24 protein-coding genes, 1 tRNA gene and 1 pseudogene are annotated in these 26,108 nt (G+C 42.0%); 7 read left to right on the plus strand and 19 right to left on the minus strand.

The annotated features are described in order from the left end of the window. Window positions 1-205 (plus strand): annotated as a pseudogene (locus tag HPS55_RS03415) (IS110 family transposase); the annotation flags it as partial. Window positions 206-565: 360 nt separating this feature from the next. Continuing rightward, window positions 566-640: transfer RNA gene (locus tag HPS55_RS03420), tRNA-Val, on the plus strand. 316 nt (window positions 641-956) lie between these two features. Here the strand turns inward: HPS55_RS03420 and HPS55_RS03425 are convergent. From HPS55_RS03425 to HPS55_RS03510, 18 genes are all read right to left on the minus strand, one after another. Further along, entirely contained in the window at window positions 957-1,691 is a 735-nt protein-coding gene (locus HPS55_RS03425; protein ID WP_172176568.1) for a VWA domain-containing protein, read from the minus strand. A 263-nt stretch (window positions 1,692-1,954) separates the two neighbouring features. Beyond that, on the minus strand, window positions 1,955-3,238 hold the full coding sequence (locus tag HPS55_RS03430) for a hypothetical protein (RefSeq protein WP_172176566.1): 1,284 nt from the start codon (window positions 3,236-3,238) through the stop codon (window positions 1,955-1,957). An 83-nt stretch (window positions 3,239-3,321) separates the two neighbouring features. Further along, window positions 3,322-4,029: a hypothetical protein gene (locus tag HPS55_RS03435; protein WP_172176558.1), complete on the minus strand. Its 708-nt coding sequence runs from the start codon at window positions 4,027-4,029 to the stop codon at window positions 3,322-3,324. A gap of 76 nt (window positions 4,030-4,105) precedes the next feature. Beyond that, window positions 4,106-4,489, minus strand: coding sequence for a hypothetical protein (locus HPS55_RS03440; protein WP_172323499.1), 384 nt, complete (start codon window positions 4,487-4,489; stop codon window positions 4,106-4,108). Beyond that, complete coding sequence (locus HPS55_RS03445) at window positions 4,483-5,703, minus strand: hypothetical protein (RefSeq protein WP_172176554.1); 1,221 nt, start codon at window positions 5,701-5,703, stop codon at window positions 4,483-4,485. Before HPS55_RS03445 ends, HPS55_RS03440 begins: the two co-directional genes overlap by 7 nt. A 77-nt stretch (window positions 5,704-5,780) precedes the next feature. Next, entirely contained in the window at window positions 5,781-6,425 is a 645-nt protein-coding gene (locus HPS55_RS03450) for a hypothetical protein (RefSeq protein WP_172176553.1), read from the minus strand. A 39-nt stretch (window positions 6,426-6,464) separates the two neighbouring features. Beyond that, entirely contained in the window at window positions 6,465-7,736 is a 1,272-nt protein-coding gene (locus HPS55_RS03455; protein ID WP_172176551.1) for a hypothetical protein, read from the minus strand. Between the two features lie 67 nt (window positions 7,737-7,803). Then, the gene (locus tag HPS55_RS03460; RefSeq protein ID WP_172176549.1) at window positions 7,804-8,802 is read right to left on the minus strand and encodes an outer membrane protein assembly factor BamD; all 999 of its coding nucleotides are present in this window, start codon (window positions 8,800-8,802) and stop codon (window positions 7,804-7,806) included. 84 nt (window positions 8,803-8,886) lie between these two features. Further along, entirely contained in the window at window positions 8,887-9,315 is a 429-nt protein-coding gene (locus tag HPS55_RS03465; protein ID WP_172176547.1) for a hypothetical protein, read from the minus strand. Window positions 9,316-9,381: 66 nt separating this feature from the next. Next, window positions 9,382-9,585, minus strand: a complete 204-nt coding sequence (locus HPS55_RS14355; protein WP_172176545.1) for a double zinc ribbon domain-containing protein — start codon at window positions 9,583-9,585, stop codon at window positions 9,382-9,384. A gap of 37 nt (window positions 9,586-9,622) precedes the next feature. Continuing rightward, the gene (locus HPS55_RS03475; RefSeq protein WP_172176543.1) at window positions 9,623-11,380 is read right to left on the minus strand and encodes a zinc ribbon domain-containing protein; all 1,758 of its coding nucleotides are present in this window, start codon (window positions 11,378-11,380) and stop codon (window positions 9,623-9,625) included. Continuing rightward, complete coding sequence (locus HPS55_RS03480; RefSeq protein ID WP_172176541.1) at window positions 11,358-11,975, minus strand: hypothetical protein; 618 nt, start codon at window positions 11,973-11,975, stop codon at window positions 11,358-11,360. The genes HPS55_RS03475 and HPS55_RS03480 overlap by 23 nt, the downstream gene beginning before the upstream one ends. Before the next feature lie 134 nt (window positions 11,976-12,109). Beyond that, window positions 12,110-12,388 carry a hypothetical protein gene (locus HPS55_RS03485; RefSeq protein ID WP_172176539.1) on the minus strand — a complete coding sequence of 93 codons (279 nt, stop codon included), beginning with the start codon at window positions 12,386-12,388 and terminating at the stop codon, window positions 12,110-12,112. After that, window positions 12,385-13,974, minus strand: a complete 1,590-nt coding sequence (locus HPS55_RS03490; RefSeq protein ID WP_172176537.1) for a dynamin family protein — start codon at window positions 13,972-13,974, stop codon at window positions 12,385-12,387. The genes HPS55_RS03485 and HPS55_RS03490 overlap by 4 nt, the downstream gene beginning before the upstream one ends. Further along, on the minus strand, window positions 13,971-15,182 hold the full coding sequence (locus HPS55_RS03495; RefSeq protein WP_172176535.1) for an Hsp70 family protein: 1,212 nt from the start codon (window positions 15,180-15,182) through the stop codon (window positions 13,971-13,973). Before HPS55_RS03495 ends, HPS55_RS03490 begins: the two co-directional genes overlap by 4 nt. Before the next feature lie 2 nt (window positions 15,183-15,184). Then, complete coding sequence (locus tag HPS55_RS03500) at window positions 15,185-17,101, minus strand: dynamin family protein (protein ID WP_172176533.1); 1,917 nt, start codon at window positions 17,099-17,101, stop codon at window positions 15,185-15,187. Between the two features lie 27 nt (window positions 17,102-17,128). Next, window positions 17,129-18,046, minus strand: a complete 918-nt coding sequence (locus tag HPS55_RS03505; RefSeq protein ID WP_172176531.1) for a C39 family peptidase — start codon at window positions 18,044-18,046, stop codon at window positions 17,129-17,131. A 99-nt stretch (window positions 18,047-18,145) separates the two neighbouring features. After that, window positions 18,146-18,880 (minus strand): UpxY family transcription antiterminator, encoded by a 735-nt coding sequence (locus HPS55_RS03510; protein ID WP_172176529.1) that lies wholly within the window; start codon window positions 18,878-18,880, stop codon window positions 18,146-18,148. Between the two features lie 548 nt (window positions 18,881-19,428). Between HPS55_RS03510 and HPS55_RS03515 the strand changes: the two genes are divergently transcribed. From HPS55_RS03515 to HPS55_RS03535, 5 genes are all read left to right on the plus strand, one after another. Further along, window positions 19,429-19,587: a hypothetical protein gene (locus tag HPS55_RS03515; RefSeq protein WP_172176527.1), complete on the plus strand. Its 159-nt coding sequence runs from the start codon at window positions 19,429-19,431 to the stop codon at window positions 19,585-19,587. 5 nt (window positions 19,588-19,592) lie between these two features. Next, window positions 19,593-20,939 carry an adenylosuccinate lyase gene (purB, locus tag HPS55_RS03520; protein ID WP_172176525.1) on the plus strand — a complete coding sequence of 449 codons (1,347 nt, stop codon included), beginning with the start codon at window positions 19,593-19,595 and terminating at the stop codon, window positions 20,937-20,939. Window positions 20,940-21,079: 140 nt separating this feature from the next. Continuing rightward, window positions 21,080-22,636: a pseudouridine synthase gene (locus HPS55_RS03525; RefSeq protein WP_172176523.1), complete on the plus strand. Its 1,557-nt coding sequence runs from the start codon at window positions 21,080-21,082 to the stop codon at window positions 22,634-22,636. Between the two features lie 13 nt (window positions 22,637-22,649). Further along, window positions 22,650-24,053, plus strand: a complete 1,404-nt coding sequence (asnS, locus tag HPS55_RS03530) for an asparagine--tRNA ligase (RefSeq protein ID WP_172176521.1) — start codon at window positions 22,650-22,652, stop codon at window positions 24,051-24,053. Window positions 24,054-24,306: 253 nt separating this feature from the next. Then, window positions 24,307-25,122, plus strand: coding sequence for a hypothetical protein (locus HPS55_RS03535; RefSeq protein WP_172324685.1), 816 nt, complete (start codon window positions 24,307-24,309; stop codon window positions 25,120-25,122). Window positions 25,123-25,250: 128 nt separating this feature from the next. Here HPS55_RS03535 and HPS55_RS03540 read toward each other — a convergent pair whose 3' ends face one another. Then, window positions 25,251-26,096, minus strand: a complete 846-nt coding sequence (locus HPS55_RS03540) for a CvfB family protein (protein ID WP_172176515.1) — start codon at window positions 26,094-26,096, stop codon at window positions 25,251-25,253. Between the last annotated feature and the right edge of the window lie 12 nt (window positions 26,097-26,108).

Consider the following 26,108-nt stretch of genomic DNA (forward strand, 5'->3'; position numbering starts at 1 on the left):
GCAGATAAAGGCCATGCTCACGATGGCGGCAATGGCTGCCGTCAGATACAATCCCGCAATAGCGCTATACTACAACGGGCTCCTGAAAAGGGGAAAAAAGAAGCAGGTCGCACTCAACAATGTCAAGAACAAACTTATACATATCGTCACTGCCTTGGTCAGAAAAAACACCAAGTACGACATACAATACAAAATTTCAGTATAAAAATAAAAATAATCGGAAAAATATTTGGATTTTTACATAGAAAGCAGGGCGCAGGGATTGTCGATGTTTGAATCCCGGGGTGCCGCTGCGCTCTGCCCCGGGCTGTGTGCTCGTTGCCCCGGTGGGGCGCTCATTTAGGGCGCATCCATCCAATGTCCGTATGATAATGTAGTTTAATTCTGTTGACCAACTTATATATATTGTTGACTAACTTAGTTTAATTCTGTTGACTAACTTCTATATATTATGATTGTGGTTATGAAGAAGGAATGTTTTTTTGAGATTTCTTAAAAATAATCGCTCAAAAATTTGGTGGTTACAAAAAAACTCCATACCTTTGCAACCGCTTACAAGAAGTAAGGGCGCTTAGCTCAGCTGGTTTAGAGCATCTGCCTTACAAGCAGAGGGTCGGCGGTTCGAATCCGTCAGCGCCCACACAACGAAAGAGAAAATAAAAATCCTGCTGTCCGAGAATTGGAAAGCAGGATTTTTTGCTATGTGTGGAAACATGGTTTTATGATATATTCAGGCTCAGTAGAAAAATTTCTATCCCCATTATTTTTCTACTGAGCCCAATGTCTCCATGAGGGGACGGCGGATTTCTCCGGTTGGCAATGGGCCGGGAAGATCGGATTTTCTTGATACACCCTCATTGTTGCTTTCGGTTAAACGTCGGATTTCGTCTCCCGTTTTCTCGCCATGGCAGAGCTGAAACAAGTTTCACTCTACTCATTTGGCTTGACGAAAACGTTCATTTTCCGTTTTCTTCATCGAAAGCGTCGTCGGCCATGCCGGTGTAGATTCTGCGGCGTATCTCAGCCGTCATTGTGTCATTGCATCCGTCGGCCGATTCGTTCTCTTTCATTTTCGACAGCCGTGCAAAGAAGTTCATGCGTGTGGCCGAATCTTTGGTCATAGTGTTGACAATGCCTCTGTTGCTGAATTCAAAATTGCTGGCGTTGCGGATGGATATTGATGCGGCTATTTCTATGGAATTTTGGTTGGCCCCCATGTATGTAAAGGTCCAGCCTTCGTTACGGAGTCTTTCTACGAGTCCCTTGATGTCATGTCTGCTGTATTCCTTCGATGCGTTTTCCATACCGTCGGTTATGACGGTTACCACGACCACGGCATCCTCGATATCCTTTACATGCTTGTATATGGCTTTGATAGTAATCCCCATGGCATCGTAGAGTGGGGTGCGGCAGCATGGCTCGTAGTCTGACGCTTTCAGAGGCTGTACCTCGTCAACAGGAGTCTTGTCATATACATTCTCTGTTCCGCAGCTGCAGAACGTAGCCAGCGACACGAAGTGTTTCTGTGTGTCTGCAAACTTCTTCTGCGCTTTCTTTATGCCGGCAAGTGTCTCGTTGAAACCTTCCACGGCAGCCTGGCGTATGCTCTCCATCGATCCGCTGCGGTCGAGAATAATAACATTGAAGACCTGTGTCTTACTGATTTCTTTTTTCTTGTTTACGTTTTCCATAATCAATCGTTTTTATTGGTTTATGTATATAAAGAGCTTGAATTAACCCTTGCTCTATCACAAAAGAACGTTTTCGTCAAGCCAAATGAGCAGAGTGAAACTCGTTTCAGCTCTGCCATGGCGAGAAAACGTGGGATGAAATTCAACAAAAGACTCTGGCTTTCGTGGATGACTGACCAATATGTTGTGCGTATGCCGTTTCCGGGAATGCTCTTATCCGCCTTTTTTATTCGGATAAAAGGCGGATAAAGCAAAGTCAGTAATTATTGTTTGGGAAATACGGCTTTCGAGCCTTTGTCTTCTATCCAAACATCTGTAAACGGAACAGTATCAGTGTTTAAATCTCCTTTAAGAGTATTGTTTCCCAGTAGATTTCCTTTAAGAGTTTTCCTTCCCAGTAGATCTTTCAGAAAATAATGTGATGCTAATGTTTTCGTTGAGGCACAGTTCTCTTCTGTACCGTAAGATAGCATAAAACTCATTTGAATTGGCGAACTTTCTTCCGAATATTTGTAGTGGTCTCCTACGAGCATGACCCCACCTTTTTCTTTTGAGAAATTAAAGCGAGGAATTAGTATATAGCTGTAAGCGTCCCAATGTCGGTATTCGGCTCCATCGCAGATGGTCTTTTCCTCATTTCCGAACAGGTATTGCGGGGCAAGTTCTATGGATGACATAGGAGGAATGGCAACAATCCTTTGAGAATACGTGGTGCTTGTGGTTGAGCTTGTGGTGCCTCCTCCCACATTCACACCATTGGCCAGACTTCCTGCCATGCCGCCTATGCCCAATGCTCCTGTTACGGCACCAAGATTCACGCCGGCTCCGCCGCTTTTGCCATGTGAGGTGGTTGTGGAAGATGGGGTGTAGAAACATATTGGCTCTTCAAGCCGGATGAAGAATGTTGTTCCGAGGTCGACATACAGTATCCTGTTTGTCTTGTTCTTTACGGAGAACTTTATTGCAGGGTTAGAGTTGGTATATTGAGTTTTTATGCAATCCCATACTGCGGGAGCATTTTTATTACGTTTAGTCAATCTCCCCATTTCATACGATATTTCAATCTCGTCGTTTGCCATGACTGAACTTTTCTTCACTCCGAATACGGCCAATGCGCGTGCCGCTTCTTTTTTGCCTATATCACTTTTGTCCTTGTCTTTCAAAACCAATTCCACCGGTGCATTCAGCCGTTCCAGGATTGCGTTGTTGGCAGCTTGCCCTTCAGCCGACAGGTTTTCCACGGTCACCTGTACGTTGCCTTCGGGCTGTGTCTGTACTGCACTTGCAGGGGCTTCGTCCGCGGCCTTTTCCGAGTCGTCCATTATCACCTTTTTGCCGTCACGGTATTTCACCATCAGCAAATCCTCTTTCTTCATCTTCCTGATGGGCGAGTCTTCGGCCTCCTGCTCCCGGAAGAACACGGAAGTGCCGCTTATCTCCACCCCATACACTTTCATTGCGTCACCCTCTTTGGTGACAATCACATCCTGCGAATAGGCCGACAGCCCTGCTGCCGCACTTAGTAAAAACATCAATGTACGTTTCATAATCTTTTTGTGGTTTTATAGTTTGCCTGTAGAGCTATTACATGTTTCTTGTAATCATGTGACTTTGCCGTTGTCTCCAATTTTCAATAAAACATATTCTTCATTAAAATGTAATTGTCTAATTGTTCCTGAAGATTGCGTAAGTGCTGGCTTTTTCCTGTTATATCTCTGTATTCGTTGTATGCCGATTGGTATTTTGCATAAAGCTGTTGATAGACCGCATATAAGTCATTGGGAAGTTTTAGTAGATGGCCTATCTTGGCAAGTTCTTGGTCGTAGCTGTTTTTTGCAGCGTCAATATTCTGTACTGTGTCATACCGATAAAAGCAGAGCGCATTATTTTGATTGAAATGTATGGTTCCCTGATTTAGTATCTGACGATATCTTTCCCAATTATTTGCCATTGCCGGGTCGTTTTGTTTCAAGCGTTTCACTGCCTCATTCTCTTTATCCGTATATGGCAAGCCGTATTTGATGGTGTAAGCCAAAGCTCTTGCCTGCATCCCTTCGGGGGAGTCTGGGTCGTATGTTACATTATCCCGTGTTCTGCTACTTTGTTTTCTGCCAGTCCCGCCACAATGCTGGCAATGAATATGACTGTGACCGGTAGACTTGAGAGTGACAGCTCCACAGGTCGGACACTTTACTTTATAATCGGCCAAACCGTACTGGGATACACTGATGTTCTTAACTACTGTTCCTGTACCGTGGCAGTACGGACAACTGCTTTGTGCCATTGCTGCTGTCACCATAATGAGCGGAAATAAAAATGTTATAATAATTCGTTTCATATTATCGCATTAATTTTTTTGTTTATTAGAACTACTTTTTTGTCGGACGCTTTTACTTTATGCACATATCCTTTATTTATTTTGCAACTTTCCCTGAACCATTGCAATTGTCACATTTTCGATGATGATGAACCGTGGAAAGCCAATGTTCTTTACCACATTCAGGACATACGACTTTTTTGTCATTCCCATAAGTTGCTACGGTGCTTGTTGTGAATATTTCACCTGTTCCCCGACATTTGTTGCATTGACGGTATTGGGTGGCAGGTTGAGATGATGATGAATTGGGTTCTTTACTTGACGATGACAAATTGGTCCTATTGTCTGAAATTCCAACCGATGTGCCACCATTAGATATATTATTTGACGTTTTTGAAGGAGAAACCAAATTGTTTATTGACTTAAGAGCTGATTTTGTAATACCATCAGCCAATCCTTTCATAATAGACTTTTCTAACATATTACCAAAACTATTTTTTTCAATATCGAATTATTTGTTTCCAAAATATTTAAATATTTCTTGTAAGTTGAAATATTTTCTTTGTAAATGTCTTGTCTAATCGTATCTTGGATAGTGGCTGTATTCAGTATTTCTATTGCATTCTGTAAGAGACTCTTTGCTTCTTGATAGTCATATCCTTTTCTTGAATTAACAGATGGTGCAGAAAGGTGATTTTGTAATTTCATAATATGTCCTGTCGCTATACCAAACATTGCATATGATGAAAAGAACTTCGAATCAGAATCATCAACTCCTGTTTTAGAATAGTATTCAATACACTCTTTGTATTTATGCTCCTTTAGATATTGTTCACCTTGATTTTTGGGAATATAAACTTCTTTAATATCAGGATTATATTCATGAAGCTTATCTATGGGAGATAGCTTTACATTAAATGTGCGTTTTTTATAGTTTGCCTCTATTTCTTCATATTCTGTAGGAACTATAACGTTTAAATCTTCACAGTAAAAACCTCCTGCATTGTTTTTCGTATTAAAAACGAAAGTCGCGTTAAATGTATCTTTTGTTTTTGATGTTATGTACATTAAAAAGTTTTCATTTTTAACAATCTCTTTCCCGTCCCATGTCATGAGTCCTATATTTTTTGTATCGTTGTTCACTAACATTAGGCGTTGACAACCACCATAATTTCTTATATATATTTTTTTAGAGTGGGTTATTATCCAACTTCCACTTATAAAACAATCATCATTTATATTCTTGATTATACAGCCATCAATAAGAGCAATGACCGTATGACCAGCCATGTCCTCTAAAACAAAATGTCCTGGCATTGCATAATGATAAATGGATACTGTTTCCTCGCCTCCTTGCATGGATGGGAAAGTATGATATCTATACCCGTCATCGGGTATTTCCGGTAGATATGCTATTTGTGTATATTTACATTCAAATAATTCTTTCCTGTCTTTGTCGATTACTCCATATACTTTTTTTCCTTCAATTTTCTTTCCAACTAAAAAATACCAAAAGCCATTGTCTCCTGTCTTGATGTCAACAGATTTATAGCCTTTTGATTTCAATTCTTTTATATATACTTTATTCACTTTCTCAAGATCTCTTATGTTTTGAGCAGGAATGAAAAGGAAGTGAAAGATAAATATCAATAGTATTACTATTCTATTTGATAATATTTTATTCTTATTTTTCATAAATCATTTTGTTATAGTTTCTTGTTTAGGTTTCTATTCCATATTTGTGTTCATAAAATGAACAAGATGCTATTTCTCTAAATCTTTCCTCTCCCGTTGCAGACGCCGCATCGTCCGGAACCTTTGCAGATGGGGCATTTCATTATACCGTCCGAGGTGTTGTATTGTCCTTCGTACTCTACAACTCCTGTGCCGTGGCAGTGCTGGCATCCTCCTGTACCATGGCAGGTGTGGCATGATGGGGCATCGGTTGAACCTGAATTGCTTGGAGCAGGATGATAATTCCCATCGTCAATGCTTGTGCCGCCATAACCTCCTCCACCTGTCATTTGGTCAATTTGTTGCAGGGACTGCCGTATTTGTGCTGCCCGTGATGCCGTTGTGTATCCACTTCCTTTACATTCGCCACAAGTCTGGCTGCTGCCATAGCCACTAAAAACACCTGTGCCGGAACACATCGGACATTGCACTTGGCTTTCTTGCTGCATGCCTCCCGTATTGGGACTGTCAAATTGCCCTGATCTTATCTTCAACCAAGTGTTCCTGATCATTTCATAATCCTTTGCCGGCACCTCTCCGTCTCCTTTGCAAATAGAACATTCAATCTCTTCAACAGCGTTTATCATCACGCTTCCCTCACCGTTACACACGGGACAGGTTTTTGTGCTCTCACAACTCATAAGAAAGAACACTACCATAAATAATAATGAAATCTGTTTCATAATTTTAGATATTGACCATTTTATATAATTCTATGTTTTTTATTGTTTTGGGAAAGAATCTCTCCTTTTATTATCGGTGATACCTATTGTTAAAAAAAGGATATCATTATTTTTTATATTATCCGAGTAGTATCTGTATCCCAACATATCCTTCAGATAAAAATACGATGGAAGAACATTGGTGGAAGTGCTGTTCTCTGTTTTGGAGTATGCAACAAAGAAAGACATCTTTACAGGTGAGTTTTCGGGATTATATACATAATGATCTCCATACATCATGGTACCGGCCTGTGACTCCGATGAAAAATTTGCATAAATGCCATAAATGTAAGATCTATCCATTCTCTTTACCAGACGATACTTTAATCCTGTTGAAATGTCCTTTTCCTCATTGCAGAACAGGTATTGTGGCGATAACTTTACAGTTGACAATGGTGCAATGGCAATGATGCGTTGCGAAAACGTGGTGTTGCTCGTAGTATTTGAAGAACCGCCACCTACATTTACTCCATTAGCTAATGTTCCGACCGTGCCTCCAATGCCTAATGCTCCCGTTATCGCCCCAAGGTTTACACTGCCCCCTCCGGAAGATGTGTTGGATGTCGTTGTTGATGATGGAATGTAGTAGCATGTGGATTGTCCCATTGTCACATAAAATGTATTCGCAAGATCCAGATATAGAGTTTTGGATGTTCTGTTCTTTATTGAAAACCGTATTCCCGGGTTCTCCGATACCAAACTATATGCGTATCTTCCTCCATCCCACCCGGCAGGACTCTTTTTTGACGCTTTGTATAAGCGTCTGATTTCCATACTCACTTCAATATCTTCATTGCAAAGTACGGAGTTGGGAGCGATCCCCAAACAGGCATAACCAAAGGTCGCTTCTTTCTTGCCTATATCTTCCTGATGCTTTTCCTTGACATCAAATTCCACTGGTGCGTTAATCTTCTTTATCAGCGCGTCGTTCGCTGCCTTTGTCTCTGCTGACAAGTCATCAGGCTTCACCTGTGTGATACCCGGTTGTTCATTGCTTTCCGCCTGTGCCGTTGGTTTTGGAGCGGATGCGGGCGCATACTCTGTAACGTCAATCTTGGTGCCGTCTTTTTTCTTTACCATCAGCACGTCGGTCTTGGCTATCTTTTGTAGGACGGTATCATCTTTGTCTTCCTTTGTGTAATACAAATACGTGTCACCTATATCTATACGATAAGCTTCAAACACGTCACCATCCTTGGTTATCACTCTGTCCTGTGCAAAAGCACTGCCTGTGCATAGAAACATAAATGCTATGATACTTAATCTCTTCATTTTACAATTATTATTTTGGGAAAACTATTCTTGATATGCGGATTGCTGCTGACTAACTTATAACCAATTAATCTTCATCATTTCCTTGGAAATATGTTTCCTCTAAACCTAAATTCTTTGACATTTTGTTGGAGAACAGGGCGAAACATATTTGGGTCATTTGTCTATAACCATCCCTTATGTTTTTAACATCATTGATGTTGTCAGAGGGTTCGCTTTTTTCTATGTAATCAAAAACCGTCGAACTTTCCGGAATACTGAAGTGCGCTTGAAATTCCACAGAAATACCCATAAGATAATTTAATGTCACACCAGATTCGTTGGTATATTTCCATATATGGGGTATGATTACTTTTCCATTACTGATTTCCTGGCTTGTAATCGTATAATTAAACATCAGATGGGGCATCCGGTCTTTATTGTCTGAAAAACTCACCACGGTTATGAAGTTCGGGGAAAATATCTTGTTGATGCTTTTCTGTACACCGGATATGAGGATATCCATAAGTGTCGTATTGTCTGTTGATGTAAAGTTTGATTTTAACGAAATCATGCCATCTGCAATCGAAATCTTGTCTTTGTTCAATATCTCAAGCAGTTTGCGTACATCTGTATCATACTCATTGTAATCTTTAAGTTTCAACGTGGAGTTGACATCTACAAGAATGGAGTTGATACGGTGTTTCTTCATGTACTGAAGCATTTCAGACATGTATTTGACCGCTGCTTTTGATTCGTTACCCTTGTCTCTTTTATTGTATCTTTCAATTTCTTTATCCCATAGAATGTCACACAAGGCATTGACTTCTGTAACATGCTTTCCTGAAGGAAACTTCTCAAGATACTCTGTTACTGAAGGCATGTTGTGTTCTAGAATCTGAATTCTGATGTACATGACATCATCCAAATGCTTGCCGTCAGGATATTTTGATATATACCTATCACACATTACAAGGTTATGGGCTTCCTCAACCTTATTAAAAAACCTGATTTCTCTAAAATAAGGGAGATTGTAAACTACTATTGCAGTAATGATAACCGACACAATGCCTATTTTCCATTTCATTATTACCAACCCTAATCCGTGTCGGGCGCAACTTTTAAATTTTACAGTTCTATATTCGAAAGTAACATTTATGCTTTCGTTATATTAAATGTTTCTCAGCTTTCCTTCAACAACAACACTTTCATTTTGGAACAAGATGTCTGTCAGTTCCACAATATCCAATATCTTACATGCCTCTTCAATCTCGTTCAGGTGCACTACAATGCCGTTGCCTTGTGTCTTCTCCACCATATTCCGGGCTGAGGATGAAGACAGAAATGTGAACAGGCCACCGATAATCATGTCTGTTCCCATACCGCCATCATATTTCAGATATACATCATGGCCTTCTATCCGTTCTACACTTATATTCAACCCTATGGTCTTTTCTATTTCACCAAGCAGCGGCACTTTAATACTCACTTTGGTTTCCGCTTTCACTGTCCGCTCATTCATGACAGACAGTACCAACTCCCGTCCTGTCTTTGACATTGCGAGAGAATGGATTTCTGAAAAATTAATTAGTATTTTCATTATATATTATTTTTTCGTTATATTTTGCATAAAGTTTCAACATTGCTTTATGACATTATAGCATGTTCACCGTACTGTTTTCTGTGTAGTCATGTTACTGTTCTCGTTTTCCGGTTTTTCTACTGGTTTTTTGCCACAATTTGGACAGTAAACGGCTACCATCGGTAACGGACCGTATTGACATGCTGGGCAGACGATGACTCTTTTTCCACAACACATGCAGAATTTGCTTGACGTTGGAATTTCATTCTTACAATAGATACATTTCATGCACTTGTTTATTTATTGTTTGCCATAACTGATTTGTTCACAAAACGGTATTCCATATTTTATACCCTTTAATTTCTGCGTTGTAAACATAATGGGAAATAACAGAAGAGAATACATACAATACTAAAGGTCCAAAGAATAATAATTCATTATCAGAATACTTATTTTGATTAGTCATAAATACAAATCCTAATATTATAACAAGAATAGCAGCCCCAAAGGCTTTTCTACATGCTTTTTCCCCATCAAATAGTATGCGATAGTAAAAATATAGGGTAAAAAGTGAAGATATCGAATATGCCCCAAAAGCTAAAATTGATAATATGTAATATCCAATATAAAATTGGGCATGGCTGAATAAAGGAGAAAATGGTATTAATGAAACACAAATTACAGGCAGAAAGCAACTGAACCAAATAGCGTAGAAAATAGTTTTTCTAAGCCATTGCCATTTTGCTTTGTATGACCGTTCTATAGGAATATTGCAGTTTATGGTTGGAGTATCGTCTGTAACAGAAAAATCCCTCTTTCCTATTTCATATTCATATATAGATCCTATATAGAATTGTATTTTTGTAGGGCCATAAGGAAGTTTTCGGCAGATTATATCAGATGGAGGTATTTGTCCATCTTCTGTTGGTAAGAATGTTGATTCTGATGTTGATGAATATATTTCGTAATAACATGGGACTCCTTTATAATGATTTCTGTCAAAATGAAATTCAACATCTTTCCATTTCCGTTCTAAAATCAAAACGTTTTTTTCTGTTTTGATTTTCTCTATGAAAGTTTGAGATTGAACATTAAACATGAAGTCATAAACCTCGTTTCTTGCCAAATATAGTTTTGCAGCAATATTGTTCTTATAGACAGATTTAATCGTTGATTTATTAAAGCGACATGTTATTTCGTCTGCATTTGTTTCTATTGTTGTCTTACACCAATGGATATCTAATGTTAGTGCCTTTTCAACAGAAACATGTTTTGTTATATGACCGTAACCATGACTGTCAGAGACAACGATACTGAAATCGTATTCTGCTTTAGGAAGGTGAATCTCAATAGTATTATCTGAGATTTTAACAGTATGATTGGTTTTCCATTTTTGAATATCAGAATTGTTTATTAGAAATTTTTCGATTTTGACGTCAGACTTAATTAATATAGGAAATGATTTTCGCAATGTGGATTCATCAAGCAAAGTTGAAGAACTGTCAAGATTCAGATTCTTCTTTTCTATTTTTCCATCCAAACTATACTCCAACACATATTTCCCATACGGTACGGAGAATACTTTATAACTTGTATTCTCTATTATTATAGGTAAATTCATGTTTGGACCATATAGCTTAATTTGACATGGTGACGAGCATTGGGCGGCAATTCTTCCCCATTGCAATTCAAGTTTGTTGCATATACCAGTGTCGACAACCTTTTTATATACATGTCCGTCTCTTTCAAAAAGGACTTCAACTATTCCTTTTTCCTCAAAATCAAACACATGGCAGAATCCGACTTTTCTGTAGCGAGTATGACGGGGATTTGTTGATATGGTTCGACATTCAGCACTTGACGATACTTCCAGTATAATTTTAGGCTTTGGTGATGGACGGTCAGACAGACTGGATCCACATTCTGAGCAGAAAACCGCATCATTGGGATTTTCGTGTTTGCATTTAGGACAAATTTTAATGCTTTTGTTTATAGAATGTTTTGATAGCTTTTCACCACATTCTGAGCAAAACACGGCATCATCGGGGTTTGAATGACGTTTACTGCAATACTTCGTATTCATTTTCTTCTTTTAGTTCAACAATCGCTTTTATATGAATAGTGTCGTTCTGCAATACCCCAATTCTTACAGTTCGTTTTATATATCTATTATTATTGAAAGGTGAGAAAATGTTTGTTCTGTGTATTGCGAAATCGAATTTGTCATTCTCTTTAGGATTAATAGGAACACATCCGGCAAGAATGAGTTTCTCTATGAGTATGTTGGCAGCTTCATTGTATATGTTTTTCTGGGCTTCATCAGATACTTTTGCCGCCTGATTGTCGTAGATCTCTATTGTTTGTACGATTTCCTTGATGAGCTTTTCCGTTGAAACATTACGGTCCTGGTCTTGCAATGGTGTTTGTGGCAGGTTTATGTCTTTTATATCATCATTTTTGCCAACACCATGCAGTGGGTCTGACGAGGTCGGATTATCACCAATATCCCATGACTCAGGTTCTACTTTTGGGGCAGGAGACGGATTTTCATAATCGTCTTGGGATATTTTCAGAAGAAATTCTCCGCATCTTTTGCCTATCCATCTCAGATTCGTGATTATTTCTTTCCCCAAATGATTTTTCTGTTTGCCAATGTCTTCGTTTTTATTCTTATCCATATTGTTTGTATTGATTAAATGAGTATGATAAACTTTTATTTGAATGTTTTATAATGAGTGGAGGCGGAATTTAAGAAAAGAGTTTTCGCAATCTTAAGTTATTGCCGGCAAGTCCACCATTCTCATATTGGTTATTAAAAAATTATTGCGAATATAACTCCAATTGTTTCAATGACTTTTATGACAGCTCCAAGGACAAAATAGCCTACAACTATAAGAACACCTATAACTAATAAATTTCCCCAAAAACCGGTGGAGTTCGTTGTGTACGATTTTGATTCATGATGTGTAGGTGTTGTTTCCAAATCAGCTGGTTCCCTCAGTTCTGATGTCCTTTGATCGAGTTTTTCTCCACATTCAGCACAAAATACAGCATCATCCGGATTGTTGTGCCCTTTACTACAATGTTTCATAATTTATTTTTTATAATTTGATTATATTTGTTTATCGCTTGGTGGACAATATGTTGTTTAATGGCATTTCGAATAAGAAATTCTCTACCTTGCCAAAAGTCCAAACGTTCTTGTGCAGTTGCCTTATCAATAACTTGGTAAGGTCCGAAAACAGTATTGAGTTCTTCGAATTCGTAATCCTTGAATAAGTCTTTGTTATTCCGTAGTAGTTGTAATGCCTGGAAATCGTCATCGGTTTGTTTTATTTCTACTAACAACATTTCAATCGGGGATTTTAAATCGTAGATAAGTCCGATTTCTATTCTCTTAATGTCATCCCTGTTTCTATGTCGTTTTTGCAGATATTCAACAAGCCCGGTTACCGCTGGATCATTGAATTGTTGAACGAATTGTATCCATTGCTCAAATTGACAGTTCTCTTCCCTTAATTGGAATAAGCCAAAAGAGTGTACTTTCAATACAAGTTGATAAAGTTCATTCATAATCCTTGTACATCGTATAGTCTTGCTTCGGCTGAAGAAATAATCTTTCACAATGTGTTTCACATTGTCAATGTTGGCTATTTCATTCAGTTCTTTTAGTGATTCCTCAACCGTGTCTGCATAGTAAAGACTATTGGCTATTGTGCGGAATATGCTCCAAGGTATATTGCCAAGCATCTCCTTACGGGATTCTATGGGAATGTCAGAAAAACGATCGGACATAAAGATGTCTCGGCCTTTCAACATCATACTGAAAGAACGTTTTTTTATGCTCTTTACCTGATTTTGCCATTGTGGGAACAGATGTGATTTTTCTTTCAACACCTCGTGTAGACCGGCAGAGACCGGTACTACTGTGCATAGTTGCTCTTTGAGACTATCTGCCAGATATTGTGATTGTTCATGCCTGTTTTCAAGCAGATTCATGTCAATATCCACTTTTGACAATACACCGATGGCATTGATTGGAATGCAATCTTCTGTGCTGCTTTTGAAATCGTCTAAAAAAGATTTGTCATTGATGTTTGCGACAGCTCCCATAAGATATACCACAGCATCTGCTTTAGAAGTACAATCGTGCGTTTGCCTTTTATGTTTCTCGCGCAAGTCGAAGTATCTTTCTGCGACATTCTGGTGGGCTTCAACTACAGCTCCTGTGCCAGGAGTATCAACCAATGTGAGCTCGCGGAGTAATGGATTTTCCACTTGATATTCCAAATAAGCGATTTTAGATGCTTTTGCAAGTGTGTCTGTGTCATGACCTTGCAGACTGTTCATGAAGTCAAGTGTTTCCAGTGTGAATGCTCCATCGTCCCATACCACTTTTACCGGTCTGTCTGGATCTTCCGGCTTGCCGTAGCAAAAACGGTTGATGGTGGCTGTTGTTTCTAAATCGCCTACTTTTGCAAGATTCTCACCGATTAAAGCATTCAAGAAAGAACTTTTCCCAGCTTTTACCTTTCCTGCAATAGCCAGTTCGCAGGGTTGGTGAAGACGGACTTTAAGGGCGGACAAACGTTCAAGATAACCTCGTCCAAGTGGAATTTCCTGAAACAAATCCCATGCTTTGTTTATGAGTTTTTCACTCTCTTCTATAGGATTCAAAACTTACCGGTTTTTATAAAATTGTGTTTGCCGCAATAAATACAGAAATTATAACTACGAAGAATCTTCTTGCCATCATACATACAGTAGCACCATTCCTTCTCCGGATTGATTTCTATTGGGCTTATTGCATAGCAGGATGCACCTAATGCAACGGCAATATCAGCATCGCCCGTTGTTCTGATATCTATATCTGGAATAGCAGCCTTCAGACTTTTCTCGACGAAAGGGATACAAGAACTCCCTCCTATTAAGAGTATGAAGTCAAGGGGCAATCTGTTGTTTTTTACATCGTCAGCAATCGCTTTTGTTAAATTGATAGTGCGCCGGATGGTGGGTTTAGCTATTTGTTCGAATTCATCTCTTGTCAGATCATATTTGAACTCTTTCGACATGTCTTGTGAGAATATGGAAATCGGTATCTTATCTAAAGTAGAAAGCATCTCTTTCCATCCTCTACACCGAAAAAGCAAACCCAAATCTTTTTCTTCTGTATGATATCCATTGCCTATAATGGGCCTTGCCTTGTTTATTAAGAGTTCATACAGGGCATCATCTAAATTGTCCCCACCACAATGTGCATCACCGTTCGGTGGAAACGGGACGATAAAGTGTCCGTCTTGCTTAGTGACATAGGCCACGTCAAAAGTGCCTGCCCCCAAATCATAGACAAGCAATCCTTTCGTTTTGGACAAGTCGCTATGTCCCAAACAACGAAGATATCCTATTGCTGCAGAAACCGGTTCAGGCAGAAGCTGTACGTTATTGAATCCTGCTGCTATTGCTGCAGTTTTGATTAGATCTTTTTTCCATTCTTCAAATTGGGCGGGATGTGTCAGTACAAGATTGTCGAAAATAATTGGTGAACAAGATTTCTCAGATTCAGTCTTTATGTGTTTTATTATTGTTGTGACAATTTCTCTGTGACTATGACCGCATCTCTGACCGTTCACAGACAAGTTTGTTTTAATGCTTTTTATTGTAGTTTTCATGAAGTCTTCCATCAACTGGTCTTGTCCGGATATGGATATCTGTTTCAGATATTCTGTTACAGTATATCCGACAATGGTTTGGTTGTTGTAATAAGAAACCAATGACGGCATTTTGGTATCATGCCCGGGGAATTTCACTGCTTTAGGAGTGCCGTCGGACGTGATGTAAGACGCAGTGCTGAATGATGTACCAAAATCAATACCAAGTGTGCTCATTGTTATGCTTTATTCGTTCTTATGAGGTTTTCCAATTTGGACAGAGTATTTCTGAGTTCCTTTAGTTTCGTATAAGCCGGATCCCATTTTTCCTTAATGGCTTCTTGTCGCGTGATTAGTGCTGCCCTTTGTGTATTGAGCAGAGTTATTTGCTCATTAATACGGTTTACCTCCTTTTGGGTAATGTCTAATTGTTCGTTATATATATTGCTTAAGAGATTTTGGGCTTGTTTCAAATGTTTTTCTTTTGAATCTTCAAACAGACTTTTGGAAAGTTTGTCATCCTTGTTTATCGGGTTGCTTAGGACTTGATTGCGAAGAGATGACAGATTTGAATTCAGGTAACTTTTCAATTCCATTTTCATTCTATTTGTTCTTGCTGCGTTTCCTGTAAACCATCCGATAACGGCAGCTATTGGCAAAGCGAAAATCGTAAGAGATAAACCAACGACATTTGCTGCGAAGAACAGTGTAAGCCATCCGGCTTTTGTGTCGTTGAATACATCCAGGAATTTTCTTTTGGGTATGGAAAATGGAGGCAATGTATCCATTAAATTTGCTGTGTCACCATTGCGGTCTATAGTCATTTGTTCACGCGCATTTGATATTAATTTGACTATCTTTGAAAAGCATTCTTCATTCAACCCTTGCCATGCTTGCATATATTCAGTCATTATCTTTTTGGGAAAGAGTTCGGCATAAGTTTTTGTTTCGTCATAATCATTTAGGCTGTCTATTTCTTGCATCAGTTTGTTATATATGTCTGTTCCAGGGTTGAACAGAGCCATTGCTTTTGTTGAAAAGGCATTGACAATAGCATTGACATCATTAATGATGCTTTTTTGTTCTTTCCCGTTGGGTCCCCATTTGCTTTGAAAATCAGCTTTTATTTGCTGCTTCTGTACGGATAAGGCATTTGCTTCATTTGGAGATCTCAATATTTTGTCTCTTTCTGCAACTTCTGCCATCACTTTGTTGTTATAGGCGTTGACAGCATTATAAGCAAAAACGTTTTTTGATAAAGCAATGGTTGCTTCCAGCATGTTCAACAACTCTTTTTTCACGTTTTCGAAACTGCTTATATCGTAGAATAGTTCTCGTTCCTCTTTATCGTATGAATCTGTATCGGAGACATCCTTGAGTAAAGCGCTTGACATGGGTAAAATGTTTATTTGGGTATTGCTGAGTTTTTCTGCAATACCTTTTTCCGTAAGTATTTCTGTATTACGCCTTATCTGTGTCTTGATATAATTACCGTCATAGTTGTCCTGCTTTGTCATTACTATCATGACATTGGAAGTGATATCTGTTATTTTTTCGAGATATGCAATTTCCGGCTCGGTTATTGGATTGGATGGGTCTAATATAAAGACAACAGCAGATGCTTTAGCCAAATGCCGTTCTGTCACTACAGCATGGTTGGCATAGAGAGCTCCCAGCCCCGGAGTGTCGACCAGAACTATAGACTTGGGCAGAAAAGGAATCGGAGTGTGAATTTCCATATAATCCACAATTTTATCAAATGTGATAGGTTCCCCGTCTTTATCTATTCTGGCCTGTGAACCATATCTGTCAAGGTCTTCTCTGCCAACAGGCTCTTTTGTTCCATCAGTGTATACCAAATAGTAGGATTCCGTGTCAGAGTTGATGATGCGAAAGGCTTGGGATGTGGCCACTCTCGTATCTACAGGTAGTATGTCTTTTCCTATTATGGCATTAATGAATGACGATTTGCCTTTCTTTACTTCACCGCATACAACAACATTGTAAATTCCGTTGTTGAGCATATCAAGAGCTATGTCCAAATCTTTGTCAGCATTGGGAAAATCGTCTGTTTTTGAATATTCAATGACTTGGTTGCAAAGGGTTGTCATTTCCTTTCTGATTCTTGTGGCAAGGTCTTTTATCGTTTCGTTCATAAAATCAATCTGGTAATGGTTGTTGTATTATAGTATATCTATGCAGTCTGGCAGTGTAGAACTGTTTGTTTCCCAATTCCAACAGTCGTTCAGTAAAGAGTGGCAGATGTCTGATGGGTTGTGTTGGGAAGAAACATCCCAGTTGTTCTGCATTAATTGTTCTACATTGAACATGTGTTCAAACTGGGTTTTAATATGTTCTGATATATTGGTGGCATCATCATGTACGTTCTTGTCTGAATTTAAATTGTTGATGCACCTGTTCATATTTTTAATGATGTCGTCATGGAATATTGAAAACTCACTTACAAGCGGTTCGTAATTGTCGTAAGGTATGTTGCATATAAAAGGTATATGACCAATTTCATAATTGAACCCGCTCATTTCCGGATTGTTCTTGACGGGTACAGCATTGTCTGTTGCGACGTAGAAACAGTTTGAATCATGCCAAGAGTCTAAAAACTGGTCAAGTGGGTAAGTTTTTGCCACATCACCAGTCCCTGGGTCTGTAACTATTACTTTCACATTATCCGGGTCTGTCGTATCAATGCCTGTAACCACAATGGCATGATTGGCCTCCTCTCCGAACAAGTCGTTGAAGAAAGATGGTCTCCATAATTCATCAGCATCAACTCCAACAATTACTTTGTGACCTTGTGCCAGTTCGTTGACAAGGTCATATACATTGGCATTAATTTGTGTATGAGTCGGAATACCATGGTCGTTAAGTAATTTGCCAACTTGTTCCGGATCTGAGCCGTATCCGGGATGATAGTAGTTTTTAATCTCACTCTCTAAAGCAAGTACATCCTCCGGAATGTTCATACCAAAAGTTTTCATAACGATTTGTTGGGATTTGACAGCACAAGTGTCTATACTTTGCTGCTGTATCTCTTCAGATGTGGCATTGGGCCACGGCATAGGTTCACCACAGATTTTTGTCATTGTAGTATAAGTTTGTTATATTGTTGTTTTATTGTTTTTGTATGTGAGTTTTTGATAATCCGGATGATTGGTTTCTATATACATGAGCATCCTATTACCCTAAATTCTTCTTAGGAAAGCACTCGGTATATATGCGGTGCATACCGTGAGCACACTGTCGATGACCACGGCCACGCGCTGCTGTCCATGATAGCGGGCCACTTTCCCTGTTACTCCTGCGAATTTGCCTTCGGTGATGCGTACGGTCTGGCCCTCCTTGAACTTGCCGATGTCTCCGGTGGCGACAATTACATTGTCTTCCCCGGCATTGCAGATTATCCTGAGACTGTCAATCTGTTTGTCGGGCACAGTGAGCGGAGTCTTGACAATCTTGTTGCCGACATGTGTGTGGCGGTAATAAAAGCGGAGATAGGGCAGGTTTACGTTGTCGTAGACGAAAGATTTCATCTCTTCTTCCGTTCCGTAGGCGAAGAAGATGTTGGGTATGCGCGAAACTTCCACCGTCGTTGTCCTGCCGTCTGTCTTCCGTACCTTCCTGACGGTGGGCAGGAAAGCCTTGACGCCGTGTGCCACGAAATAGTCGTATGCCTTTTTCTCCCTGCCGTATGTTGTGCGCAAGGCATACCAGTGCCGGGCTGCTTCTGTCTTTCCGGGCTGAGGCTCTTGGTCTGTTCCGGACAACGCATATTCTGTGGACACCCCAGTGTGTGAGCTGCATGCCGTTGCCGGCGTTCGAGCTTCGGGGAGGACGTCGGAGGCAAGTCCGGCGCGGGGCGAGGGGGAGCGGCCGCCTCTGGAATCTTTTACATCTGATGTGGCGCAATATAAATCCATATCCCGATGATACCTTGTCAAAGACTTGACCTGGGTACGTGACGATAAAAAAGCGTGGAACCGTTCTGCTGTCCGTTCCACACACTGAGGCTCTTGCATTGCCTATCTAAGTCGAACAGACAACGTCAGAGCCCACGCCGATATGAATCATCGTACCGCCAAGAGACCTGTATAAACAAAGGCTTGCGTCCTGCTACGGGATGCACGCCGTGCTTACAAGGTCTCCGCGGGATGGATATAATCACACCCGGGACATCTACCGTTGACTATATCCGAGACTTAGATACTGAGAGTTTGCAAGATTTCAGTGTGTCTCAAATACAGCGTCAAGTAAACGCCTTCATTATGTCCGGACCGTCTTCCCACCCAAGCCGCTTCGTGTAGATATAGCTTCTGGCCTTGACCACACTCTGCATGGCGTGAGCAGCCTTGCCTTATGCTTGTGAAAGACCCCGTCTGACTTTAGCAACCAGGCTTAAGGCCAATGACAGTCCGGATGCAAAGATACGAATAAAATTTAAAAGCCAGTCTTTTATACCTTAATATTAATGAAAAACAAGGATAAAAATCAAGAAGAACCCTATAAGGCATTCCGCGGTGTATTTCCGTTTCCCAAAGTTTTAGCCTCCGTTGAAACTTTAACGTTAACTTTTTCGGTTAAATCGGATTTAATGATTAACTTTGCGGGCAAAATCGATTTTGAATAATGATCATGAATTTAGAATTACTGACAGCCATCTCTCCGATAGATGGCCGCTACAGAGGTAAGGCTGAACCTTTGGCAGAATATTTTTCGGAGTATGCCCTTATCCGCTATCGTGTACGGGTGGAGATAGAGTACTTCATCGCCCTTTGCGAGTTGCCGCTCCCTCAGCTTGGAGATTTCGACAAGAATATGTTTGAGCGTCTGCGCGACATATACCGCAATTTTGCCGTGGCCGATGCACAGCGTGTGAAAGACATTGAGAAAGTGACCAATCACGACGTTAAGGCCGTGGAGTATTTTATCAAGGAAGAGTTTGACAAGATAGGTGGGCTGGACGATTACAAGGAGTTTGTACACTTCGGACTGACCTCACAGGATATCAACAATACAAGTGTGCCGCTTTCTGTGAAGGAGGCGTTGGCCGATGTTTACTGCCCTGCGGTGGAGGAGCTGATAGCGCAGCTGCGCGAGTATGCCGAAGAGTGGAAAAATGTTCCTATGCTGGCCAAGACCCACGGACAGCCGGCATCGCCCACACGTCTGGGTAAGGAGATTATGGTGTTTGTCTATCGTCTTGAAGAGCAGCTGAAGGCACTTCGGAATGTGCCCGTTACGGCAAAGTTCGGTGGTGCCACGGGCAATTATAATGCCCATCATGTTGCCTATTCGCAGTATGACTGGCGCGAGTTCGGCAACAGATTCGTGAGCGATAAACTTGGCTTGCAGCGTGAGCAGTACACCACTCAGATAAGCAACTATGACTATCTTGCAGCCATATTCGATGCCATGAAGCGCATCAATACCATTGTCATCGATCTGGACCGTGATTTCTGGATGTATATCTCGATGGAATATTTCAAGCAGAAAATCAAGGCCGGCGAAGTGGGCTCAAGCGCTATGCCTCATAAGGTAAACCCCATTGATTTTGAAAACAGCGAGGGTAATCTCGGTATGGCAAACGCTGTGTTGCAGTTCCTGGCACAGAAATTGCCTGTGAGCCGTCTGCAGCGCGACCTTACCGATTCGACGGTGCTTCGCAACGTTGGTGTGCCGATGGGACACGGCCTGATTGCTTTCCAAAGCACGCTCAAGGGACTGCGTAAACTGATACTCAACGAAAGTAAGATAAACGAGGATCTTGACGATACATGGGCCGTGGTGGCCGAAGCCATACAGACCATACTTCGCCGTGAGGTTTATCCTCATCCGTACGAAGCCTTGAAAGCTCTGACACGCACAAACAGCAAGATGACAGAGGAGACGATACATGAATTTGTAAAAGGGCTTGCTGTCAGCGACAGTGTGAAAGCAGAGATTATGGCTGTCACTCCGCATACATACACCGGAATATGATAAAGACAGCCGGCGGAAAAAGTTGGTAATGGCACTTTCACGACAGGATATTATAAACACATCATTAAATATTTAAATTAAATCAACAGAAGTAGTAAAACAAAGACAGGCCGTGAGGCTTGCATTAAAAAATTGGAGTTATGGATTTAGAGAACGAAAAGAAAACAGAAGAGATGTCTGCCGAGCAGAATGCCGGTAGCCGCGAAGGTTATACGCAGTCGGAACAGACAGGAAGTTATCAGAGCTATCGAAGTGCAACAGGTCGTTCACCGCGTCCGCGTATACAGCAGACACGGGCCTATACGACCGAACGTTCAGGTTTCAACAGAAAGAGCGTTAGCGATGAAAGCAGTTTCCGTCCCGAAGGTTTCGGAGCCGGTCTGCAGAATGCATCACAGCGTTCAGCCTATCGTCCGCGCTACAACAGCAATGGAGAAGGGGGTTACAACAGCCGCGCCGGCTATGGTCAGCCGCGCAGTGGCTACAACAGCTATAACAACAACGGAGGCTACGGCCAGCAACGCCAGAACAACTACCGTCCGCGCTACAACAGCGGCAATAATGGAGCCGAAGGCGAAGAGACCGGATACAGCCAGCCGCGTAGCGGTTACAACAGCTATAGCAACAACGGAGGTTACGGTCAGCAACGTCAGAACAACTATCGTCCGCGTTACAACGGCGGTAATAGTGGAGCCGAAGGCGAGGAGACCGGCTACGGCCAGCCGCGCAGCAGTTACAACAGCTATAGCAACGGAGGCTATGGCCAGCAACGTGGCGGGTACAACAACCGCGGAGGCTATGGTCAGCAACGTGGTGGATATAACAACAATCGTGGAGGCTACGGTCAGCAGCGTGGCGGATATAACTCCGGCTACAACAACCGTGGCGGTTATCGCCCGCGAACGGCCGATTATGATCCGAATGCCAAGTACAGCATGAAGAAGCGCATAGAGTATAAGGAAGAGAATTATGATCCGACGGAGCCCGTGCGTCTGAACAAATTCCTGGCCAATGCCGGAGTATGCAGCCGTCGCGAGGCCGACGAATTCATACAGGCAGGTGTGGTGACGGTGAACGGCAACGTGGTGACGGAACTCGGAACAAAGGTGTTGCGCACCGATGATATAAAGTTCCACGACCAGCCTGTGGCACTGGAGAAGAAGGTCTATGTGCTGCTCAACAAGCCGAAAGATCATGTTACTACAAGCGACGACCCGCAGCAGCGTAAGACGGTGATGGACCTCGTGAAGAACGCCTGCCGCGAGCGTATATATCCTGTGGGGCGTCTTGACCGCAACACCACAGGTGTGCTTCTGCTCACCAATGACGGTGATTTGGCCAGCAAGCTGACGCATCCCAAGTTCCTGAAGAAAAAGGTATATCACGTATATCTTGACAAGAATGTTACAGCACACGACATACAGCAGATACGCGACGGAATAGTACTCGACGACGGCGAGATAAAGGCCGATGCTGTTGAATATGCCGACCCGGTGGACAAGAAGCAGATTGGAATAGAGATTCACAGCGGAAAGAATCGAATCGTGCGCCGTATATTCGAAAGTCTTGGATACAAGGTTACGAAGCTCGACCGCGTGCTCTTTGCCGGTCTTACAAAGAAGAATCTCCGTCGCGGAGACTGGCGCTACCTCACAGAGGAAGAGGTGGACCGTCTGCGCATGGGAGCTTATGAATAAAGTTTATACAGATATGGAGAAGATAAGCAGAACGAAAGTGGTCGACGTGCTGAAGTGTACTGACTTCGGGGCTGTCGTGAACGTGAAAGGTTGGGTGCGTACGCACCGTAGCAGCAAGGCTGTCGATTTTATTGCACTCAACGACGGTTCGACCATAAAGAATGTACAGGTGGTGGTGGACCCGGCAAAGTTTGACGAGAATACTCTGAAACAGATAACTACAGGAGCCTGCATAAGTGTGAACGGTGAATTGGTGGAAAGCCAGGGAGCCGGTCAGACAGTGGAGATACAATGTCGTGAGATAGAGGTCTACGGTCTCTGCGGCAGCGACTATCCCATGCAGAAGAAGGGACAGAGCTTTGAATATATGCGTCAATATGCCCATATGCGTCTGCGCACCAATACATTTGGTGCGGTGATGCGTATACGCCACAACATGGCCATTGCCATACACCGGTATTTTCACGAGCATGGTTTCTTCTATTTCCACACGCCTCTGATTACGGCGAGCGACTGTGAGGGAGCCGGCCAGATGTTTCAGGTAACGACGAAGAACCTGTATGACCTCAAGAAGGACGACGAGGGAAAGATTATCTACGACGACGACTTCTTCGGCAAGCAGGCTTCGCTCACCGTGAGCGGACAGCTCGAGGGTGAGCTCGGTGCCACGGCATTGGGAGCCATCTACACCTTTGGCCCGACATTCCGTGCCGAGAACAGCAACACACCGCGCCATTTGGCCGAGTTCTGGATGATAGAGCCGGAGGTGGCTTTCATCGACCTCAACGGTCTGATGGACCTTGAGGAGGACTTCATCAAATATTGTGTGCAGTGGGCTCTCGACAAATGTCAGGACGATCTTGAATTCCTTAACAAGATGGTCGACAAGACTTTGATTGAAAGATTGAAGTCGGTGGTTGCCGATTCGTTTGTCCGTCTGCCTTACACCGAGGGCATTAGGATTCTGGAGGAGGCTGTGGCTGGAGGCCGTAAGTTTGAGTTCCCCGTAAGCTGGGGCATGGACCTTGCCAGTGAGCATGAGCGTTATCTGGTTGAGGAGCACTTCAGGAAGCCGGTTATCATGACTGACTATCCTAAGGAGATAAAGGCGTTCTATATGAAGATTAACGAGGACGGACGTACCGTTCAGGGCACTGATGTGCTGTTCCCGCAGATAGGCGAGATAATCGGCGGTAGCGTGCGTGAAGAGAACTATGACAAGCTGATGGGTGAAATCGAGGAGCGCAACATCCCGATGAAGGATATGTGGTGGTATCTTGACACACGTAAGTACGGAACATGTCCGCACGGTGGTTTCGGTCTCGGTTTCGAGCGGCTCATACTCTTTGTCACTGGCATGCAGAACATCCGCGACGTGATACCGTTCCCGCGTACACCGAAGACGGCCGAATTCTGATTGTATCGTAGTGCACTTTAACAATATCCAAGGCATTGCTTCTGAAATACGAGGCGATGCCTTTTTCCATTTAATCCCATATAGTGACAAATAAACCGGAGTATTTACACTTTTTAAAATTAAGTACGTTTTTATAGTTGCTTTTTTATAAAATTGTATTATATTTGCAAATAAGAGTTGTGAAAGCCTCTTGTTCTGTGGGGATAAAATGTTTTAAAGAAAGATTATAAACAAACCAATTTGTAGAATTGAGATGAAAAAATTTTTATTAGCATGCGGATTGCTGTTAGGTGTTACTACGGTGTTCGCTCAGGAAGACAAAATGTTGTTTAATCATGTGGCAGTTGGAGCCGGGGTGGGTACTACAGGAATCACGATAGACGCATCTACCACGATTACTCCGTATGTCGGAGTGCGTGCCGGTGTGAATTTTCTGCCAAAAATCAAGGTGAACACCGAACTCGATCTTGATTTTAACGAGAATATCCGGACGGTTTATGAGAGCGCTCTTAATGAAAAATTGCCGGAGACGTTCGATGTGCAGGGCAAACCCAACCTCACCTCGGGGCATGTGCTTTTTGACCTTTATCCTTCAAAGCATTCAAAGATACATCTTACGGTGGGCGCCTATTTCGGTTCGTCGGACATCGTGAGCGTATATAATAAGGAAGACGGTGCTCTGAAAAACATTTATGATTTCAATCACAGACGAGGTGTTTTTGAAAACATCGAGCAATTCGGACATGTAACCAGTGAAGACAAACTCGGACTTGTACTTGGTGATTATTTTATTGAGCCGGATGAAAATGGCAATGCCGATGCCTGTATTAAGGTCAACGGTTTCCGGCCGTACCTTGGTTTGGGCTGGGGGCGTGCGGTGCCAAAGAATCGTATAGGTTTTCAGTTTGACCTTGGAGTACAGTTTTGGGGAAGTCCCAAAATATATCTGCAGGACAAGCAACTTGAGGAGACAGATCTTGACGGTGATGATGGAGGTCTCGTAAAGACGTTAAGTAAGATAACGGTTTATCCATGTCTTAGTTTCCGTCTTGTAGGACGCATCCTCTAATACCGTTGGAAGATATATAACAGGAGTAGGGATATAATCTTGTTCGTGTCTGTTGACTGTTGGCAATCAATGGTGTATCAGATAAAACAAGATTATATCCCTACTTTCGTTATATGACCGATGTGGACCTATTTGTTGTCTGTAAGTGTGATTCCATCGTCGGTGATGGTGATAAGTCGCCGGCGGTATAAGTCTCCGACGGCTTTCTTATACGTTTTCTTGCTTACTTTGAATCGGTCGGCAATCAGTTCGGCCGGACTTTTGTCGCCCAGATTGCAATGTCCGTCGTTGGCCTTGAGATATTCTAACAGTATATCGGAGAAGTCTTCTGTATGACGGCGCCCGGTAGGTTGCAGTGTTATGTCTATCTTTCCGTCCTGACGTATGTGGTCTATATAACCATGCAGACGTTCACCGGTTCTGATGTTCCGGAATATCTGATCTTTATATATGAGGCCAGAGAAACGGTTATCTACGATGACCTTGAATCCGAGGTCGGTCTTTTGCCACACGAGCAGTTCCACCTCGTCACCATGCTTGTATTCAGGTCTTTCTTTGTCAAGATAGCGTTCAACCTTTGCTGTAGCCATGATGCGGTAACTTTCTTCGTCGACTGTAACATATACGATATATGACGAACCGAGCGTCATACGTTTCTTTTGTTCGCGGAACGGGCAGAAAAGGTCTTTCATAAGGCCCCAGTTCAAAAAAGCGCCGTATTCGTTGACCCATGCCACTTCAAGATGTGCGAACTCGCCTACGCGTGCCAACGGCTCCAAAGTGGTGGCAACCGGACGTTCGTCCTGATCGAGATAGATGAAAACTTCCAGTTCGTCGCCCGGTCGGGCGTTTTTCGGAACATATCGTGAGGGAAGCAGTATGTCACCTTCGTCGCCTCCGTTGAGATAAAGTCCGAAGTCTACTTTTCTTGAGACTTTCAGCAAGTTGTAGTCTCCTAATTTTATTCTGTTCATGGTTAAAGACCG

It is taken from the genome of Xylanibacter rodentium (assembly GCF_013166575.1).
Taxonomy (GTDB): Bacteria; Bacteroidota; Bacteroidia; order Bacteroidales; family Bacteroidaceae; genus Prevotella; species Prevotella rodentium.

What these genes read in the sequence shown, in the direction of transcription:
- HPS55_RS03515 (WP_172176527.1), top strand. Translation starts at nt 19,429, where the DNA reads ATGAAAAACAAGGATAAAAATCAAGAAGAACCCTATAAGGCATTCCGC.
- HPS55_RS03450 (WP_172176553.1), bottom strand. Translation starts at nt 6,425, where the DNA reads ATGAAACAGATTTCATTATTATTTATGGTAGTGTTCTTTCTTATGAGT.
- HPS55_RS14355 (WP_172176545.1), bottom strand. Translation starts at nt 9,585, where the DNA reads ATGAAATGTATCTATTGTAAGAATGAAATTCCAACGTCAAGCAAATTC.
- HPS55_RS03465 (WP_172176547.1), bottom strand. Translation starts at nt 9,315, where the DNA reads ATGAAAATACTAATTAATTTTTCAGAAATCCATTCTCTCGCAATGTCA.
- asnS (WP_172176521.1), top strand. Translation starts at nt 22,650, where the DNA reads ATGGAGAAGATAAGCAGAACGAAAGTGGTCGACGTGCTGAAGTGTACT.
- HPS55_RS03425 (WP_172176568.1), bottom strand. Translation starts at nt 1,691, where the DNA reads ATGGAAAACGTAAACAAGAAAAAAGAAATCAGTAAGACACAGGTCTTC.
- HPS55_RS03460 (WP_172176549.1), bottom strand. Translation starts at nt 8,802, where the DNA reads ATGAAATGGAAAATAGGCATTGTGTCGGTTATCATTACTGCAATAGTA.
- HPS55_RS03440 (WP_172323499.1), bottom strand. Translation starts at nt 4,489, where the DNA reads ATGTTAGAAAAGTCTATTATGAAAGGATTGGCTGATGGTATTACAAAA.
- HPS55_RS03510 (WP_172176529.1), bottom strand. Translation starts at nt 18,880, where the DNA reads ATGGATTTATATTGCGCCACATCAGATGTAAAAGATTCCAGAGGCGGC.
- HPS55_RS03435 (WP_172176558.1), bottom strand. Translation starts at nt 4,029, where the DNA reads ATGAAACGAATTATTATAACATTTTTATTTCCGCTCATTATGGTGACA.
- HPS55_RS03445 (WP_172176554.1), bottom strand. Translation starts at nt 5,703, where the DNA reads ATGAAAAATAAGAATAAAATATTATCAAATAGAATAGTAATACTATTG.
- HPS55_RS03535 (WP_172324685.1), top strand. Translation starts at nt 24,307, where the DNA reads ATGAAAAAATTTTTATTAGCATGCGGATTGCTGTTAGGTGTTACTACG.
- HPS55_RS03475 (WP_172176543.1), bottom strand. Translation starts at nt 11,380, where the DNA reads ATGAATACGAAGTATTGCAGTAAACGTCATTCAAACCCCGATGATGCC.
- HPS55_RS03500 (WP_172176533.1), bottom strand. Translation starts at nt 17,101, where the DNA reads ATGAACGAAACGATAAAAGACCTTGCCACAAGAATCAGAAAGGAAATG.
- HPS55_RS03525 (WP_172176523.1), top strand. Translation starts at nt 21,080, where the DNA reads ATGGATTTAGAGAACGAAAAGAAAACAGAAGAGATGTCTGCCGAGCAG.
- HPS55_RS03455 (WP_172176551.1), bottom strand. Translation starts at nt 7,736, where the DNA reads ATGAAGAGATTAAGTATCATAGCATTTATGTTTCTATGCACAGGCAGT.
- HPS55_RS03540 (WP_172176515.1), bottom strand. Translation starts at nt 26,096, where the DNA reads ATGAACAGAATAAAATTAGGAGACTACAACTTGCTGAAAGTCTCAAGA.
- HPS55_RS03480 (WP_172176541.1), bottom strand. Translation starts at nt 11,975, where the DNA reads ATGGATAAGAATAAAAACGAAGACATTGGCAAACAGAAAAATCATTTG.
- purB (WP_172176525.1), top strand. Translation starts at nt 19,593, where the DNA reads ATGAATTTAGAATTACTGACAGCCATCTCTCCGATAGATGGCCGCTAC.
- HPS55_RS03430 (WP_172176566.1), bottom strand. Translation starts at nt 3,238, where the DNA reads ATGAAACGTACATTGATGTTTTTACTAAGTGCGGCAGCAGGGCTGTCG.
- HPS55_RS03495 (WP_172176535.1), bottom strand. Translation starts at nt 15,182, where the DNA reads ATGAGCACACTTGGTATTGATTTTGGTACATCATTCAGCACTGCGTCT.
- HPS55_RS03485 (WP_172176539.1), bottom strand. Translation starts at nt 12,388, where the DNA reads ATGAAACATTGTAGTAAAGGGCACAACAATCCGGATGATGCTGTATTT.
- HPS55_RS03505 (WP_172176531.1), bottom strand. Translation starts at nt 18,046, where the DNA reads ATGACAAAAATCTGTGGTGAACCTATGCCGTGGCCCAATGCCACATCT.